Origin of the sequence: Pelagicoccus albus, from assembly GCF_014230145.1 — a bacterium.
GTDB lineage: Bacteria > Verrucomicrobiota > Verrucomicrobiia > Opitutales > Opitutaceae > Pelagicoccus > Pelagicoccus albus.
This window is the reverse complement of record NZ_JACHVC010000001.1, coordinates 13,964-30,932: the sequence shown is the minus strand read 5'-3', so window position 1 is coordinate 30,932 and position 16,969 is coordinate 13,964. Positions and strand designations below refer to the sequence as shown.

Genomic DNA, 16,969 nt, shown 5'->3' with positions numbered 1-16,969 from the left:
ATTTATAATGTTTATTTAAACCTTTTTATGTTTACTTTTCTATAATAAACCTTTTTATATTTATCTGTGATCAGCATTCTAACTGGAGACATAGTCGGCTCTCAGGAGTTGGACGCCCGCCAACGCAAGTCGCTCCACTCCGGCCTCATGGAGATGGTGGAGGCCCACCCTTCGGCCGCCCATTTCGAGGTCTTTGCAGGGGACAGCTGGCAATGTCTCTGTAAGCCCACATCGGCCGCCTTGCAGCTAGCGGTCCAGCTGCGGGCAGCCTTGCTCGCGAAACTGGAGATCGATACGCGGGTAAGCATCGGGATCGGCAGCTACGAAAGCCTGAACCCAGAGAAGATTTCCCTCTCGCAAGGGGAAGCCTTCGTGCTCTCCGGGCGGGCCTTGAAATCGATGCCGGAAGAGCGGCGCCTTTCCCTGCAGCTGAGCCCAGAACTTCCCACTTCCAGTCATGAGCTCGGGGGAGCAGCCGTCTCTCTCTTGGACGCCCTTACCTCCGGTTGGACCTCCAAACAAGCCCAAGCGGTGTCCCTCGCCTTCTCGGAAGAGAACCAGTACGAACTGGCCAAACGCTTCCAGCCGCCAATTTCCGCCCAAGCCTTCGGCAAGCACCTTGCCAGCGCCCAATGGAAGCTCGTAAAGTCCGCCCTTCACTCCATTTCCCTCGGACTCGAAAACACGCTCGCCGACTCGAAGCCAGAAGTCTAGTAATTCGCCCGATCCGACCGACCCATTCCCCTTATCCATGCCCACCTTCGATCTAGCGATTTTTGTTCCCCTCCTCGCAGCTCACATGCTGTCCGACTTCGCCCTGCAGACCGATTCCATTGCTCGCAGCAAAGGCCGGCCCCTGACTCTGCTGCTCCACCTTCTCATCACTGGCCTTTGCGCCTATCTGTTGCTGGGCGACTTCTCGGAATGGCGGCTTCCCCTACTCGTAACCGCAAGCCACGGCCTAATCGATCTGCTGAAAACGCGCTTGTCGACAGCTCGCGTTTCCGAGGCCGGCGCCTTCGTCGCGGATCAGGCCGCCCACCTTGCGGTTATCTTTGCCCTGAGTTCCCTCGATTGGAGCCGGCTTAAGATTTTCGATCCTTGGTGGTTCGAGCAAAACCCAGTCTCCTACCTGCATCTCCTTGTGATCATATCAGGCATCATCGCCAACACGCTCGCCGCTGGTCACTTCATCGCCAAAGCCCTGCCGGCTATGATTTCATCCGACCCCAAGGAGCTTCCCGTCGATTCCGGACTTTACCGGGCCGGCCGCTACATCGGACACCTCGAGCGTCTACTCCTGCTCATTTTCGTATACAGTGGCCAGCTGGCTGCAGCCGGTTTTCTCATCGCGGCCAAGTCCGTTCTTCGTTTCCAGAAGGCCAACGAGAGCCGACGCGAAACCGAGTATATCCTCGTCGGCACATTGCTCAGCTTCACACTCGGCATCGCCCTCGCTTTCGCGACAAAATTGCTCCTCGGGTAAGGTTAGCAGGCTAATCGGGCTGCGAGGCTGACCCGACTCCGGAGTGCCGAATTTTACGTATTCACAATGTAACCACATGTATATGTAATACTGTCATAGAATCGACACGCCCCCGACTCGGTAATGTTACAATGGGTACATTGAAAACGGTTTAGCATGGTGAAAGGGTTCACGGACGGAGCAAAACGCTCCGGGTCTCGTACCTCAACATACACCAACCAAAAACCATGAGCCTACTGAACATGTCTCGTTCTTCCAGAACGGCATCATCCTCCGCGGCGAAAGGATTGTCCCTCCTATTCGGACTCGCCTTCCTCCTCGCTCTCCTACTCCTTCCTCTCCTCAATCCAGAGCCAAATCCTGGCACTCCACCTACCGACGGCGGCCCCGGCGGAAAACCAGGAAAGCCCGGCAAGCCAGGACCTGACAAACCGGCGTCCACAGAAACCTACTTCCATCGAATCGCCACTTTTCCGGTTTTTCTAAATTCGAGCATCGAGGAGGATACCGTATCCGAAATCATCGCCGCGACCAAAGACGGCAAAACCCTCGTCTACACAGACGCTGAGCTTGAAGCCCTAGGCTTCGTCGATATCACCGATCCCTACGAGCCCATGCCTCTTGGCACAGTGGATCTGGGCGGAGAACCAACCTCTGTCAAAGTACACAAAAACTACGCCCTCGCATGCGTTAACACCAGTGAGGATTTTGTGAATACAAGCGGAAAGCTAGTAGTCATCGATATCGATAGCCAAGTAGAAATCGCGAGCTTCGAGCTTGGCGGCCAACCGGACGCCATCGCTATCAGCCCGGACGGACGTTTTGCCGCTGTGGCGATCGAAAACGAACGGGATGAAGATCTCGGCGACGGAACTCCTCCGCAAGCTCCCGCTGGCTTCCTCGCCATCGTCGACCTCACAGGAAATCCCACCATGTGGGAAGTTCGCCCTGTAGACTTGACCGGCATCTGCGATCTTTTCCCAGAAGATCCGGAGCCTGAATTCGTCGACATCAACAAGCATAACCAAGTTGTTATCACCCTACAGGAAAACAATCACCTGATCATCGTGGACCTGCCCAGTGGGGCAGTGCTTAACGACTTCTCGGCCGGCACCGTTGACCTCACTCTCGTGGACACCAACGAAAACGACCTTATCGAGCTGAAGGACAATCTCTATGATGTCCCTCGCGAAGCGGACGCGGTCGCTTGGATCGACGAGGACCGATTCGTAACCGCCGACGAGGGTGACCTCGACGGTGGATCTCGCGGCTTCACTATCTACCACAAAGATGGCAGCGTCCTCTTCAGCTCTGGCTACGCCGACGACCACATAACCGCCATGGTTGGGCATTACCCAGAAGGTCGTTCCGAAAACAAGGGCAACGAACCGGAAGGCGTAACCGTAGCAAAATACGGTAAGGACCAACTTATCTTCATTGGCTCCGAGCGTTCCAGCGTCGTATCCGTCTATAAATTACCAAAGGGCTCTGACGAACCGGAATTCCTCCAAGTTCTTGCCGGCGGAATGGGTCCGGAAGGTCTGCTCGCTATTCCAGGAAGAGACCTCTTCGTTACCGCGAGTGAAGAAGATTCACGCGGGGATAAATTCCGAGCCGCCGTTACCCTCTACAAGTATGACGCCGACGAGCCAGACTACCCAACCATCGCATCCGAAGATCGTGCCGATGGAACCCCAATTCCCTGGGCAGCATTGTCCGCTCTGGCCGCCGATCCTAGCGACGCGTCTCAAGCATGGACAGTCTACGACAGCTTCTATAAGAAGAGCCGTATCTTCAGTGTGGATACCTCCGGCTTCCCCGCCCTCATTGACGAGGAAATCGTCCTAGTCGATAGCTACAACGCCTTCGCAACAGCAATCGAAAACGCGATCCTCGCCGCCACCACTCCCGGCAACCCTTACTACGACGCCATCAACGCTTGGGGTCTAGAATACTTCGAAATGAGCGAAGACAGCCTCATCAACGAAGACGGCACCATAAACGTCGATCCCGAGGGGCTTGCGCGTCGAGCTGACGGAGGATTTTGGCTGGCCTCTGAAGGAGCTGGCACTGTGGGCGACTCCGGCCGCCCTATCGAATCCCTAGACTGGCTCTACAAAGTCGCCGAAGATGGCAGCATCGAAGAAGTCGTAAGCATGCCGCTTGCAACCAACGCTAAGCAGGTTCGCTTCGGATTTGAAGGTGTTACCTCGGTCGGATCCGGCAGCAGTGAAGTGCTGTATGTAGCGATCCAACGTAAATGGGCCGGCGATCCTCATCCCCGTATCGGACGCTATGATACCGCTACCGGCGAGTGGACCTTTGCGTTCTATCCTCTGGATACGCCTACCTCCCCCGCGGGTGGTTGGGTTGGCTTGTCCGAAATCGTTGCCATCAATGACTCAAACTTCGTAGTGGTCGAGCGCGACAACCAAGGAAACTTGGATGCGACGATCAAGAAGATCTACCAATTCTCCATCGACGGAGTGAACTTTAAGCCGGAGGACATGTCCGACTCCTTCGAAACACTCGCCAAGCTTGAAGTTGTCGATCTGCTGCCTCACCTCGAATCCGCCAACGGCTATGTAATCGAAAAGGTCGAAGGCCTCGCGGTTCTCGCCGATGGCGAAGCGGTAATCGTGACGGACAACGACGGCGTGGACGACAGCAGTGGCGAAACACAGTTCATAAAGATTGGCCCCCTCCCTCTCAATTAGCCCCCGCTTGTAACACAAAGCCTGACATTGCCGCTCGGTTCCACCGAGCGGCTTTTTCGTTCCCAAAGACAAGCCCACGCACAATTTTCAGTACAGATCTGTCTACCCTTGATTCCTGACAATATCGCCTTCACTGTGGCTCCCATGTCCGAAGTCGTCTACCCCCGCAAACGCCGCAAGTCCCCCAAACGCGACCATCTTCTCGATACCGCCTTGCAGCTTTTCTACGCCGGCGGATTTCACGCCATTGGCATCGACACCCTTTTGGCCGAGGCGGGCGTAGCCAAGATGACTCTCTACAATCACTTCGAATCGAAGGACGATCTCATCGTGGCCGCCCTCGAGCGACACGCGGCCAAACGGTTTACCAAACTCTCCGAAGCCCTGGGCTCTGGTGGCGAGGATCCCTCCGACAGGTTGGAGGCTTTTTTCGATTTCCACCAAAACTGGTTTGCGGAAAAGGATTTCAAGGGCTGCCCCTTTCAACGCGCGATTGCTGAGTATCCTGACCAGAGTTCGCCCGTCCTCCAAGCCGTTCGGAAACACAAGCAGGACATCCTCGAGAAGCTGGTTGAGATTGCCAACGATCTGGATGCTTCCGATTCAAAGGAACTTGCCGAACAGTTTTATTTCCTAGCCGAAGGAGCCATCACCAAAGCCCATTTGTTCAAAGATCCCGCAGCCGCGGCGAAGGCCAAAGCTGCCGCCTTGGAATTGGCGGAACCGAGCTCCGACACGCGTTTTTCTCCGCTGCCGACCCACCTTCTCTGAGCTTAGTTAAGCCCGGCGAAAGAAAGGGCTTCTCCGAATCGAGTCAGAAAATCTTTCTGGAATTCGTATTGCTCGGGCTTCATATCGAACTTGAACGCCTCCATGTTTTCGAGTCGTTGATCGATCAAGCTGCCAAAGGGAAAGTTTGGTCGGGCGTAAGGATTATTTGCCTCTGAGCGTTCGACTCGGACCACCTGCCCATTCACCTCGTCGAGCCTGATCATGGAGGGCAAAAACATCCCTTGAGCCAGCATCTTCTCGGATTCGCTCATACCTTCGGTGGCCTGCTCCCATGCGTCGTGCACCGATTGTGAGGCATTCACCGGAGGAAAGCTCCAACCCACTCCGTGACCTCTTTCCACAAACCCGTCGTTGTCGATGTCCTGGCGTTCGCTGGCGGGCAAAATTAGATTCAAAGCTCCCTCCTTTGTCATCGTCGACGGATCTAAGTCTCCCGTGGAATGAATCGCCTTCAGAGTCGCCAGCTCCCCGCGGGAAAGGCTTTGCACGAAGGCCAAGGGATCCGAGTAGCCGTCTACAACCACTGCCTTTTCCACGATGGACAAAAAGTCTTCAGTGCTCCCGACCACCTGCTGGTAGCGGGGCAAATTCAGCGGATGAGTCGTGTCTAGCCCGTCTCGCCATTCGTAGAACGAATTTTCCAGTTCGGAAAAACGCTCCGCCTGGGCGGCAGTTTTTTCCGTCTCCGCTCCTTGCAGCTGGGGCTCGAATCCCGGCGAGCAGACTTCCGAGGCCCTGTGGTTCAAGCTTGCAACAGAGGTGGATTGGCTAGGCAAAATTGGTTCGAAATTCATAAGTTGCCCCTACATAGCAAAGCCCTTGCCAGCCTCGTTTTCGAAGCCTCCGACCAGCGCGTTTGGAGGTGCCGCCAAGCGAAGGAATTCACGCGGAAGCCTTATCCGTTTGGCCCCGTCATTTAACCCTTCACTCTTCCCTAAAAATCCCCAACATCCGTCCCCTTTTCCGAACCACTAGCAATCATGGCAAAGAGCGCAGACTACAATTTCAGCGAAATAGAGCCGGCCTGGCAGAAATTCTGGGACGAGAACAAGACCTTCGCGGCCTCCAACGATTCCGAAAAGGAAAAGTACTTCGTGATGGACATGTTCCCATATCCGTCCGGAGCGGGCCTGCACATCGGCCACCCGCTGGGCTACACTGGTTCAGACATCCTCGCTCGCTACCAGCGCGCCAAGGGCAAGAACGTGCTGCACCCGATCGGCTGGGACGCCTTCGGCCTCGCCACCGAACAGTACGCCATCAAGACCGGCAAGCACCCGCGCGTCACTTCCGTCGAGCGTATCGGCCACTTCCGCAACCAGCTCAAATCGGTCGGCTTCTCCTTCGACTACGACCGCGAAGTCGATACCACCGACCCGAAATACTACCGCTGGACCCAGTGGATCTTCCTTCAACTCTTCAAACGCGGCCTTGCCTACGTCGACATGCGTCCTGTCTGGTGGTGCGACGAGCTGAAGACCGTATTGGCCAATGAGGAAGTGATCGACGGCAAGTCGGAACGCGGCAACCACCCAGTCGTTCGCCGCAATCTGCGTCAGGTCGTTCTCAAGATCACAGAATACGCGGATCGCCTCATCGAAGACTTGGAGCTCGTCGACTGGCCTGCCTCTACCAAGAAGATGCAGCAGGAGTGGATCGGCAAGTCCACCGGAGCCACCGTACGCTTCGGTCTGGACGGCTTGGAAGAATCGCTGGAAATCTACACCACTCGTCCGGACACCTTGATGGGCGTGACCTACATGGTCGTTTCTCCGGAGCATCCTCTTCTAGGCAAGCTCACCGTAGCGGACAAGAAGGAGGCGGTCGACGCCTACGTGACCGCCGCAGCCGGCAAGTCCGACCTCGAACGCACCGACCTGGCCAAGGAAAAGACCGGCGTCTTCACCGGCTCCTACGCCATCCATCCCATCACCGGCGAAAAGATCCCGGTCTGGGTAGCGGACTACGTTCTCATTTCCTACGGCACCGGAGCCATCATGGCGGTACCGGCCCACGACACGCGTGACTTCGAGTTCGCGGAGCAATTCGATTTGCCGATCACCCCCGTCATCAAGGGCAGCGACGAAGATGTCCTCCCCTACATTGGCGACGGCGTTTTGGTAAACTCCGGCGAATTCGATGGCCTCCCATGGGAAGAAGCCAAGGAAAAGATCACCGCTCAGCTCAAAGCCAAGGGCACAGGCGAGGAATCCACCCAATACAAGCTGCGCGACTGGCTCTTCTCCCGTCAACGCTACTGGGGCGAGCCATTCCCGATCGCTTGGGTTTCCCAAGCGGACTACGAAGCGGCCGCCGCTAGCGGAGCTATCTCCGATTGGTTGCCCGAAGAGCCCGTCACCTACGAAGATGAAGACGGCAAGGTCTACGCCCTGCCCGTTCCTCCCGCCGCCCTGCCGCTCGAGCTTCCCTACGTGGAATCCTACGAGCCAGCTGGCACTGGCGAAAGTCCGCTCAAGAAAGCGGAAGACTGGATGGAGATCTGGTACAACTACGCGACCGGCGAATTCGTTCCTGCCTCACAGGAAAAGCCGGAAGGCGCCGAGTGGGTACGCGCTTCCCGCGAAACCAACACCATGCCGCAATGGGCCGGCTCTTGCTGGTACTACCTTCGCTACATGGATCCTCACAACGAGGAGCTCCTCGCCTCTCCAGAAGCTCTAGAGTATTGGAAAACTCCCGACATGTACGTGGGCGGAGCGGAGCACGCGGTGCTTCACCTTCTCTACGCACGTTTCTGGCACAAGGTGCTCTACGATGCAGGCGTAGTCCCCACCAAGGAACCATTTGGCAAGCTCTTCCACCAAGGCATGCTCCTAGGCGAAGACGGAAAGAAGATTTCCAAGTCTGCCGGAAACGGTGTCGATCCCGTGTCAGTGGTTAATGAATACGGAGCGGATACCCTGCGTACCTACCTGATGTTCCTCGGACCACTCGAGGCCCGCAAGCCTTGGAACTCCAAGGGCATCGGCGGAGTTAGCCGTTTCCTCAACAAGATCTGGCGTGAAATCGTCGGCAAGGACGGCGAAGTCAGCTCCAAGATCCAAGACGGATTCCAAGATTCCAAGGAAACCGAAAAGCTCCTTCACGAAACCATCAAAAAGGTCAGCGAAGACATCGAAGGCATGAGTTTCAACACCGCCATTTCGCAACTGATGATCTTCGTCAATCATCTGCAAGGCGTGGAAACCATCAGCCTCGCCACCGCGAAAGCGTTGGTGCAAATGGTATCTCCCATGGCTCCGCACATTGGTGAAGAGCTCTGGAATCGTCTCGGTGAAACGACATCGGTTGGCCTCGGCCCTTGGCCCAAGCTCGACGAGTCAAAACTGGTTTCCGACGAAGTTAAGATCGTTTTCCAGGTCAACGGGAAGTTCCGCGGTCAAGCGATGGTATCCAAGACTTCCACACAAGACGAAGTCCTCGCTCTCGCCCAAGCCGACGAACGCGTAGCCGCCCACACGGAAGGCAAAACCATCCGCAAAGTCATCTACGTCCCCGGCAAGATCCTAAACATCGTCGCCAACTAGACGGCAAAATATCGGAACCACAAAGAACACTGAAGCACGGAGAGTTTAGGAAACCACAAAAAGCACAAGAGGCACAAAATGTAACCTTTGTGAATTTTGTGCCTCTTGTGGTTCAAACAAAATTCTAATACGATACCGGTGCGCATTCGCGGTCATTTGCGGTAAAACAAAACCATGTCCCAATTCCTACCACCAGATTTCGATAAATCCGCGCCCGTCGTCCTAATTGCCGGTCGCGGCGAATACCCGAAGCTGGTGGCGGAGAAGGCCTTGGCTGCGGGCGTGAACCTGAGGCTGATGGCCTTCGAAGGTGAAGCCGCTCAAGAGACCATCGACCTCTTTCCGGAAAACCATCGGGTCGTTATCAACGTCGGTAAGATCGGAGCCTGGCTCAAAGCCATCAAAGCCTTCGGCTGCCGCTACGCCATCGCGGCCGGCCAAGTCAAACCAGGCAAGCTCTTCAAGGATCTGAAACCGGACATCAAGGCGGCAACCTTGCTCGTTAAGCTCAAACGCAAAAACGCTCATACCATTTTCGGAGCCATCGCCGACGAACTGCTTGCCAACGGCCAAGTCGCCCTCGATGCCCGTTGCTTTCTCGACGACCAGCTAGCCACTCCCGGCTACATGACCAAGGCCTACGAGAAAATCGAAGACACCTACATCCAGCACGGTATCGAGATTGCTCAAGAGATGGCCCGCCTCGACGTCGGCCAAGGCGTAGTAGTCCGCAAAGGCACTGTCCTCGCCGTAGAAGCCTTTGAAGGGACCGACCCCATGCTCAAGCGAGCCGGCAGCTTCAAGACCGAGCAGCTCGTTTTCGTCAAAACGATCAAGCCGGAACAGGACTACCGCTTCGACGTACCCGTTTTTGGACTACGTACCCTGGAAGTCATGGCCGAGCACAATATCGGCACCGCGGTCCTAAAAGCCGGTAGTGTCATCATGGTGCAAAAGGAACAGATCCTAGCCGAAGCCAAACGCCACAAGATCCAGCTAATCGGCTTCTAAAGCGTCATTCACCTGCCTGCCGAGGTCCCAGCACTGTAACTACTGGGAAATCTGACAACTGGGCATGCAACTCAGCCTCGATTTTTCTCCGAATCGTTCGTCTCGACTAAAACGATGCAATTACGGATCTCTAGTCCTGATTTACATAGGATATTCGCCGGAACGGGATCCGAACTATTTTTGACTTTCAACAATCCGAGACAGATCGAAGGCTCGCTCCTCTTTCACAATGTGAACCACGTAAGCGACTTCATCTTCAATCCGATAGTAGATCAAAACCGGCTTGGAAATCAGCCTCCGGTATGGGGTTCCTCTCAACAACTTCGGAACAGAGCCCGACTCAGGAAAATCTATCAGTTGATCAGTCTTCTCGAAAACACGTCTAACCACGCGTTTTGCTGCAGTCGGATCCTCCAACTCGATATACTCAGCTATCGATTCCAGATCCCTGAGGGCGGTTTCCGCCCAGATTACGCGAGCCATTTACTCATTCGCTCTTTCGCACCAACTTGAGATACAACCCGCCCCTGCTCGATGGCTGACTCTCCACGAGCTAAGCCTTCCAGCAGTTCATTCCTCTTCATAATCTCTTGGAACGATTGAACATCTATCAAATAAGCTGCAGGCTTTCCGTGCTCGGTGATCAGGACGGGGTCGCGCTTTTGATTCAATTCGCGAATGATCTCAGTTGCACGCCTCTTCAGACTTGTGACAAGTTCGATTCTCATAAAGTATCACTAAAGTGATACTTACATTAAAGGCAAACCTTCCTTTCGGATACAGCTAAGACTCACTCAAGCCCTAGAAAGAAAGGGCACTACTCCACCTAAAAGTGAACTTGAGCCCGACCCCAACCACGCCACGCTGGCGAGTTTTCGGAATCTGAAATATAAACATGACGAGCGATAACGAACCCAAAAGTCTTCTTTGGCCGTCGCTCTATCTTTGTATTTGGCTCTTGTTGGGTCTCTTGCACGCCGGGAAATCCATCATCTTTTCCGGGGGCCAAGAATTCCCCGGGGACCTCGGTGATGGCAGACTAAACAACCTCCAACTGGAGCACGTCTACCAGTCCATAGCGGGCGAAGCATCCTTCAAAAGCCCGAGTCAATTCTACCCTGTCGAGGGCACCATTTCCCACTCCGACATCCACCTCGGCACAGTTGGGTTTTACGCAATAGCCCGAATGCTAGGGGCAAGCGTCGAAGGAGCCTTCCAAATCTGGTGCCTCACGATCGTCGCCCTAAACTTGCTGAGCTCGGCCTATCTACTGCGAGTCCTGAAACTACCTTGGCTTTTCATCGGCCCGCTTGCTTTTGCCATGGGAAGCCCCTCCATCCTAGTTCACTTCATAGGCCAGCATATCCAGGTTTCTCCCGTATTCCCCTTCATCTTCGCTCTCGCGATCGTCGCTTGCCTCTCAGCGAGCCCGTCATGGCTAAAATGGATACAACTGGCGGGGTGCCTTGCATGGCTCCACCTTTGTTCTCCCTACCTTGGCTTTTTCGGAACACTTGGCATCGCCCCGTTCTGCCTCGTTCCATTTTTTGGAGACAGATCACCTTCCACCGTTTCACTCAAGGGGCTCTCCTGGCTTTCCCTCATCGCCAGTCTGGCGGCGATTCTTCTCTGCTTCTACATGTATTGGCTCTATTTCGCCGAGGCTCAAAGCGGGACGAGGTCATGGAGCGAAGTGCAAGCCTTGTCGCCAACTCCTACGGACTGGCTGCTGCCCGCCAAAGGGCAATGGCTGTACTCCTGGCTCTACCACACCACTGCTCCTGTCAATCGCTCTGAGTTCGCCCTCTTCTCCGGATTCATCCCCTGGATCGGCATTCTGGCAGCCGTTGCTACGCTTTGGATTCCCACAGACAAGAAACGCATCAAAACCATCGCCATCGTCAGCGCTCTTTCCGCCTTTGGCCTGATCCTCCTATTCACGCGGTTTGGAAATAGCGGCCTCTACTTGTGGCTGGCTGAGCATTTAGAGAGCTTACGAACCTTCAGAGCGCCGAACCGCTCTATCCTGATTATCCATATCTTGCAGCTATCCGCCCTCGCCGCCGTAATTAGCGTCTTGATACAACAGGTTCATCGGAAACCACTCCGTTGGATTCTCCTCTCGGTCATTCTTTTCTCCTGCTTGGAATCACTCACCTTATTCCAAAACTCCTTCCCAAAGGAAATAGCGGTCGCCCGTCGGGAAGCGATTATCGAGCAATGGACCCAAGCGGGAGATCGCCCTGTGCTGGCGCTAGCTCCGGGCCCAACCAATCAGTTTTTGCCCAACGTACATCTCGACGCATGGGCCGCCGCCCTCGAGACCGGCAGAGCAACCATCAACGGCTACTCAGGTCGCGTCCCCAACGGCTATCTTAATTTCATCCAAGCCCCGACCGAGGACAATCTCCAGAAGCTTATCGCACATAGAGACCTCCGTCCCGCCGACATATCCGTAGTTAATAATTGGGGACAGGCCGAAGCTTCGCTCAACATCGTACACTTCGATCGTCGCCCCATCCCGAATCTAGCCAATTTCCAAGTCCAACCCAGCGGTTGGGATCTGGCCTACGAAGTGCAATCCTACGAGATCGATGGGAAACGCTTCTACATGTTCCATCCTCCCGCCCATTTGGATTTCCCTGTCCCGGATAGCAGTCAGCGTTTTCAATGCGATATAGCGATGCTGGAAGGAGCTTACAGCAAAGGCGGCAATACCGATGGCGTCGGGATCACATGGACTCTGATCATCGGCGGAGAGGAACAGCTGCTCGATTCCCAGCATCTCAATCCAAGGGACGTCCCAGGCGACCGAGGACCGCAAACGGTATCACTCCCACTTCCCGCCGCGAGTGGACGGACCCTACGCCTCACCGTAGACAAAGGGCCCAAGAACAGCTCCTACGATTGGGCAGTTTTCTCCGAACTTCGCTTCGAATAAAGTACAGGTAGGAGCGACCTCGGTCGCGATCCAACCGAAACGAATAAAACCGCGGTATGTGCTGGAGACGCGATCAGATAAGCGAGCGATACATCACAACCACACGACCAAACACTCAGAAGCTCCTCAAACGAAGCCCTACAGGGTCCAACATCTACTTGTGTTTTTTGTGCCTCATGTGGTTAACACAAATCACAAACGGATACCCCCACCACCGCCCGATACATGCTTGATAAACACGAGCAACCCCATCCGTGCTTCACAGCGATATCACCCGGCGCGCATGTTGCTGCCCAGACAGCATGACCCCTATCGATTGGATAATCGTAACCCTGTACATTCTAAGCATGGTCGGACTTAGCCTTTACCTCGGGGCCCGACAAAAAGAGCAGAGCGACTACTATCTGGCGGGCAATAAACTGGGGGCCTGGTCCATCGCCGGATCCATGATCGCCACCCAGTGTAGCGCCATCAGCCTCATTGGAGCTCCCGCCTTCATTGCCATCAAGGAAGGCGGCGGCTTGAAATGGCTGCAGTACGAGCTCGCCGTTCCGCTGGCCGCCATCGGCATTCTCTATTTGGTCGGAGTCTACAAAAAGGCAGGTACGGTAACGATCTTCTCAACGGTAGAGAACCGACTGGGCACACCCGCCCGTAAAACCTTGAGCCTGCTCTTTCTTTCCGGCCGCGGCTTGGCCACCGGAGTCGCTCTCTATGCCATGTCGGTAGTGGTTTCCGTTTGTCTTGGGATTTCCATTACAAACTCCATTATCCTAGTCGGCGGTCTTTCCATGCTCTACACTTCGATCGGCGGCATCGAAGCGGATATCTATTCGGACATCATTCAGCTCATCATTCTTTGGCTGAGCGCCTTGGCCTGCGCAGTAATCCTTTTTAACCTAATCGAATCGCCCGGCGAGGCTCTGACGAGTTTCGATACGCAGCGATTGACCACCATTGAATTCTCGGGATTCGGGCTGAGCGAAGGCGACTCCTATACCTTTTGGCCCATGTTGATCGGCGGCTTCTTCCTCTACCTCGCTTACTACGGCTGCGACCAAAGCCAAGCCCAACGACTCCTCTCCGCCCGCGACATGGCAACTGCACAGAAGGCGATTCTGCTCAACGGCTGCCTTCGCTTTCCACTAGTTCTGACCTACTGCGCCTTTGGCTTATTGCTGGGGCTTTTTTATCAGGAATCGTCCTGGCTGCAGGAGCGAATGGTCGGACAAAACCCGGACTTCATCGCTCCGTACTTTATTATCGAATACATGCCGACAGGCCTGCGGGGGTTGATTGTGGCGGGTATTCTGGCAGCCGCAATGTCGAGCCTCGATTCCAATATCAATTCCATGAGCGCCGCCTTGGAGAACGATTTCCTGAAAGACCGAAAGATCAATCTGCCCGGCTTCAGCACCCCTCTCAAACGCGCCCGAATCCTCACCGTGGGATTCGGCATACTTTGCTGTATTCTAGCCCTTCTGTTCAGCGACTCGCAGGCCACGGTACTGGTCCTCGTCAACGCCGTGAGCTCCGCCTTCAACGGCCCCATTCTGGCCTGCTTCGTCTTCGTGCTCTTCGCCAGACGCCCCTCCAGCCCCAAGGCTTCGGTCGCCGCTCTCCTCGCCGGAATCGCCGCCAATGGCGCCCTCTGGCTCGGAGCCCCACAAGTCAGTTGGCTTTGGTGGAACCTCGTTGGATTCGTCGTCAGCTTCGTTCTCTTGCTAGCCCTTTCCAATTCGAACGCTACCGCCCGAGAGGAAATCGAACGTCCTCCCTTGAAACCCGTCTTCGTACTCCTTGCGGTCGGCCTCATCATATTCTGCTCGATCATAGGTATCGAAGCCGTCCTTTAAACGCTTCGAGGAAGGCAACCTCGTTAGATTCGGGTCCAACTGGACAACTTTTGAACCCCAAGCAAAGTCTCCGAAACCCAATCACTTTGTCCAAGCCTTCGTCATCCTCCACATAGCAGGTTCAAAACGAATCCATGCTAAACCCGAAAATTGGAGGAAAAATGACACTCAGAAAATCAATCAAACTCTTGATCGCAACTTTGGCCGGGACGGTGGCCATGAGCTTCGCTTCCGCCGACCACCATGGCAGCAAAAAGGCCGAGAAGGATCTCGTCGGCGTAGCCGCTTCGGCTGAAGATTTCAGCACCCTCGTAGCCGCGGTGAAGGCGGCCGACCTCGTGGACGTCCTACAAGGCGACGGACCATACACCGTCTTCGCTCCCACCGATGAAGCCTTTGCCGCCCTCCCCGAAGGAACACTCGAGATGCTCCTTAAGCCAGAGAACAAAGACAAGCTCACCGCAATCCTCACCTACCACGTTGTGCCAGCCAAGGTTATGGCAGAAGACGTGAGCGAAGGAGCGGTTGCCACCGCCAACGGCGCCAAGGTCGACATCTCCATCGAAGGCGGGACAGTACTCGTCGACGACGCCGAAGTCATCGCCACCGACATCCTCGCCAGCAACGGAGTCATCCACGTCATCGACAAGGTCATCCTTCCCGAAGCCTAACACTTCACTCCAAAGCTAACTTGAATGAGAGCCGAGCTACCCAGCTCGGCTCTTTCGTTTTCCAAGGTAGGAGCGACCTCGGTCGCGATCCCAAAAGGCAAGATATCAACCACAGGACGCACAGAAAACACACAAGGACTCTCACATCTTTGTGACTCTTGGGCCTCTTGTGGTTACCCAAACAATCCAACCAGTAATTTCGACATCGCTCTTGCATCGCTGAATCGCCTACGGCGGCATGTTCGAATCCGGCCATCCGAATCGCGAGCAAGCTCGCTCCTACAATTAAACACCAACCACAGGAGGCACAGAATGAAGAATACACTGCACTCAATTTTTGTGAATTTTGTGCCTTGTGTGGTTAAAACCACAACACCACTCATTCGATCCTCCTCGGAAGTCTTCACTCCGGCCCGAGAAGCAAATCACGTTGACTCCGAGAAAGGATCCTTCTTAAGCCAAGCGACGATGCTCGAACGTATAAAAGCCAAACTTTTCGGACAAACCACAGATGAGAAAAACGATTCTGAGGAGAAGCCTGTCGCGAAAGTCGAAAATAAGAGCATCCCCGGATGGATCGGAGTAGACCTCGACGGAACCTTGGCTGAGTACACCGGCTGGAAGGGCATTGACCATATTGGCAAACCCGTACCGCTAATGGCTCGCCGCGTTGAGCAATGGGTCGAAGCGGGCTACACCGTTAAGATAATGACCGCTCGGGCCAGTGTTCCCGGAGGGAAGAAACCGGTTTCCGCTTGGTTGGAAAAACACAAACTTCCCGATTTGGAGGTTACCAACGAAAAGGACTTCGACATGATCGAACTCTGGGACGACCGAGCGGTGCAAGTAGTGGCGAACACCGGCAACCCCGTGCTGCGCATGAATCATCTTGCTCGTCCCAAAGCCCCCCTACTGAAAGAAGAGCGGGGTGACGAGACCTGCGAAATCTCCAAGTAAGCACCCAAAACTCCTTGAGGAATTCGTGAAATTGGGAAATTCGCCGGAACACTAGCGAAAAGCGCCTATGGGGCAACTAGTGCATTCCCCCATTAACGCCTCCCACCCCATTTGCTCCTTGTGAGTATTGCCTAACCCTCTAGGAGATAGGCTCTAGATCGGGAGTACTCTCTACGGAAACCGTCGTCGTTGATCCACAATTTACAAACTTAGAACTCCAACAACTGTTCAACCGAATGAAATCCATCAAAACCCTATTCGCCGCGGCTGCAGCATTGGCTATCACTGCAGTGGGCTTCTCCATCGAGACACCTTTCAGCGTAACCTACAGCTTCGACACCAACACTACTCCTGTAGTTGACGACGTTTCTGGAGCGCTCACCGCAGACGATGCTACTGGCGGTACGGTTAATCTCGATGTCCTATTCGCTCCCGTGGACGAATTCAACCCAGCCGTTTTCGATTTCGGGCTCGGGCTTACGGATCCAGCTAATTTTTCAATGTCTGTGGCTGAAGTAGCTTATACGATCATATTCAAAAGCACCAGCCTCGGACTAACAAGCGACAATAGCATTTTGATTCCAGGTACCGCGGTTCCATTCACTCTGTCTGTCGGCCTAACAGGACTCGAGAGCTATGCGTACCAACTCGCAGTCGTTAGCCGCGGCGTGGGAACCGCAATCCTCACGGAGCTATCCATCACAGGGACCATCACTGGCCCCGACACGCCTGTTGAGACTGTCCCAGACAGCAGCGTCAGCCTACTCGGTCTATTCGCCATCGTCGGACTCGTAGCCGCCAGCAAGCGCCTTCGCAAGTAAGCGATCGACGTATCCAATTTTCAGAGCCAGTCGCAGAAACGCGGCTGGCTTTTTTTGCGTCCAGGTAGGAGCGACCTTGGTCGAGACCCCGACTTTGAAATAAAAACTACTACCGTAGCAAAGCGACATGAATACACAGGCCCAAGCGCTAAAGACACATAAGTCGCAG

At 54.8% G+C, this 16,969-nt stretch carries 14 protein-coding genes; 11 read left to right on the top strand and 3 right to left on the bottom strand.

The features are described 5' to 3' along the window. Nucleotides 1-66 precede the first annotated feature (66 nt). The 4 genes from H5P27_RS00145 (at nt 67) to H5P27_RS00130 (ending at nt 4,974) form a co-directional block, all read left to right on the top strand. Entirely contained in the window at nt 67-714 is a 648-nt protein-coding gene (locus H5P27_RS00145; RefSeq protein ID WP_185658356.1) for a hypothetical protein, read from the top strand. 37 nt (nt 715-751) lie between these two features. Continuing rightward, nucleotides 752-1,486 (top strand): DUF3307 domain-containing protein, encoded by a 735-nt coding sequence (locus H5P27_RS00140; RefSeq protein WP_185658355.1) that lies wholly within the window; start codon nt 752-754, stop codon nt 1,484-1,486. Nucleotides 1,487-1,713: 227 nt separating this feature from the next. Further along, nucleotides 1,714-4,203, top strand: coding sequence for an esterase-like activity of phytase family protein (locus H5P27_RS00135; RefSeq protein WP_185658354.1), 2,490 nt, complete (start codon nt 1,714-1,716; stop codon nt 4,201-4,203). 108 nt (nt 4,204-4,311) lie between these two features. Further along, entirely contained in the window at nt 4,312-4,974 is a 663-nt protein-coding gene (locus H5P27_RS00130) for a TetR/AcrR family transcriptional regulator (RefSeq protein ID WP_185658353.1), read from the top strand. Nucleotides 4,975-4,976: 2 nt separating this feature from the next. On the opposite strand, the gene H5P27_RS00125 is transcribed toward H5P27_RS00130, so the two are convergent. Beyond that, entirely contained in the window at nt 4,977-5,789 is an 813-nt protein-coding gene (locus H5P27_RS00125) for a hypothetical protein (protein WP_185658352.1), read from the bottom strand. 186 nt (nt 5,790-5,975) lie between these two features. Here H5P27_RS00125 and leuS point away from each other — a divergent pair, with 186 nt between their 5' ends. Further along, entirely contained in the window at nt 5,976-8,543 is a 2,568-nt protein-coding gene (leuS, locus tag H5P27_RS00120; protein WP_185658351.1) for a leucine--tRNA ligase, read from the top strand. A gap of 174 nt (nt 8,544-8,717) precedes the next feature. Then, nucleotides 8,718-9,554 carry an LpxI family protein gene (locus H5P27_RS00115; protein ID WP_185658350.1) on the top strand — a complete coding sequence of 279 codons (837 nt, stop codon included), beginning with the start codon at nt 8,718-8,720 and terminating at the stop codon, nt 9,552-9,554. Between the two features lie 174 nt (nt 9,555-9,728). Here H5P27_RS00115 and H5P27_RS00110 read toward each other — a convergent pair whose 3' ends face one another. Together H5P27_RS00110 and H5P27_RS00105 are read right to left on the bottom strand one after the other, a co-directional pair. Next, nucleotides 9,729-10,037: a type II toxin-antitoxin system RelE/ParE family toxin gene (locus H5P27_RS00110; RefSeq protein ID WP_185658349.1), complete on the bottom strand. Its 309-nt coding sequence runs from the start codon at nt 10,035-10,037 to the stop codon at nt 9,729-9,731. Further along, on the bottom strand, nt 10,025-10,282 hold the full coding sequence (locus tag H5P27_RS00105; protein ID WP_185658348.1) for a type II toxin-antitoxin system Phd/YefM family antitoxin: 258 nt from the start codon (nt 10,280-10,282) through the stop codon (nt 10,025-10,027). Before H5P27_RS00105 ends, H5P27_RS00110 begins: the two co-directional genes overlap by 13 nt. 167 nt (nt 10,283-10,449) lie before the next feature. Here H5P27_RS00105 and H5P27_RS00100 point away from each other — a divergent pair, with 167 nt between their 5' ends. The 5 genes from H5P27_RS00100 to H5P27_RS00080 all read left to right on the top strand — a co-directional run bounded on the left by H5P27_RS00100 (nt 10,450) and on the right by H5P27_RS00080 (nt 16,800). Continuing rightward, complete coding sequence (locus H5P27_RS00100; protein ID WP_185658347.1) at nt 10,450-12,495, top strand: hypothetical protein; 2,046 nt, start codon at nt 10,450-10,452, stop codon at nt 12,493-12,495. Nucleotides 12,496-12,797: 302 nt separating this feature from the next. Beyond that, entirely contained in the window at nt 12,798-14,351 is a 1,554-nt protein-coding gene (locus H5P27_RS00095) for a sodium:solute symporter family transporter (RefSeq protein ID WP_185658346.1), read from the top strand. Between the two features lie 161 nt (nt 14,352-14,512). Beyond that, a complete protein-coding gene (locus H5P27_RS00090; RefSeq protein ID WP_185658697.1) occupies nt 14,513-15,022 on the top strand; it encodes a fasciclin domain-containing protein in 510 nt (169 codons plus the stop codon). A gap of 468 nt (nt 15,023-15,490) precedes the next feature. After that, nucleotides 15,491-15,979 (top strand): hypothetical protein, encoded by a 489-nt coding sequence (locus H5P27_RS00085; protein ID WP_221774550.1) that lies wholly within the window; start codon nt 15,491-15,493, stop codon nt 15,977-15,979. A gap of 236 nt (nt 15,980-16,215) precedes the next feature. Beyond that, nucleotides 16,216-16,800 carry a hypothetical protein gene (locus H5P27_RS00080; RefSeq protein WP_185658344.1) on the top strand — a complete coding sequence of 195 codons (585 nt, stop codon included), beginning with the start codon at nt 16,216-16,218 and terminating at the stop codon, nt 16,798-16,800. Nucleotides 16,801-16,969: the final 169 nt, after the last annotated feature.

Bases quoted from the DNA above. Each gene is read 5' to 3' on its own strand.
- H5P27_RS00140 (WP_185658355.1), top strand. From the start codon at position 752: ATGCCCACCTTCGATCTAGCGATTTTTGTTCCCCTCCTCGCAGCTCAC.
- H5P27_RS00135 (WP_185658354.1), top strand. From the start codon at position 1,714: ATGAGCCTACTGAACATGTCTCGTTCTTCCAGAACGGCATCATCCTCC.
- H5P27_RS00125 (WP_185658352.1), bottom strand. From the start codon at position 5,789: ATGAATTTCGAACCAATTTTGCCTAGCCAATCCACCTCTGTTGCAAGC.
- leuS (WP_185658351.1), top strand. From the start codon at position 5,976: ATGGCAAAGAGCGCAGACTACAATTTCAGCGAAATAGAGCCGGCCTGG.
- H5P27_RS00115 (WP_185658350.1), top strand. From the start codon at position 8,718: ATGTCCCAATTCCTACCACCAGATTTCGATAAATCCGCGCCCGTCGTC.
- H5P27_RS00110 (WP_185658349.1), bottom strand. From the start codon at position 10,037: ATGGCTCGCGTAATCTGGGCGGAAACCGCCCTCAGGGATCTGGAATCG.
- H5P27_RS00105 (WP_185658348.1), bottom strand. From the start codon at position 10,282: ATGAGAATCGAACTTGTCACAAGTCTGAAGAGGCGTGCAACTGAGATC.
- H5P27_RS00100 (WP_185658347.1), top strand. From the start codon at position 10,450: ATGACGAGCGATAACGAACCCAAAAGTCTTCTTTGGCCGTCGCTCTAT.
- H5P27_RS00095 (WP_185658346.1), top strand. From the start codon at position 12,798: ATGACCCCTATCGATTGGATAATCGTAACCCTGTACATTCTAAGCATG.
- H5P27_RS00090 (WP_185658697.1), top strand. From the start codon at position 14,513: ATGACACTCAGAAAATCAATCAAACTCTTGATCGCAACTTTGGCCGGG.
- H5P27_RS00085 (WP_221774550.1), top strand. From the start codon at position 15,491: ATGCTCGAACGTATAAAAGCCAAACTTTTCGGACAAACCACAGATGAG.
- H5P27_RS00080 (WP_185658344.1), top strand. From the start codon at position 16,216: ATGAAATCCATCAAAACCCTATTCGCCGCGGCTGCAGCATTGGCTATC.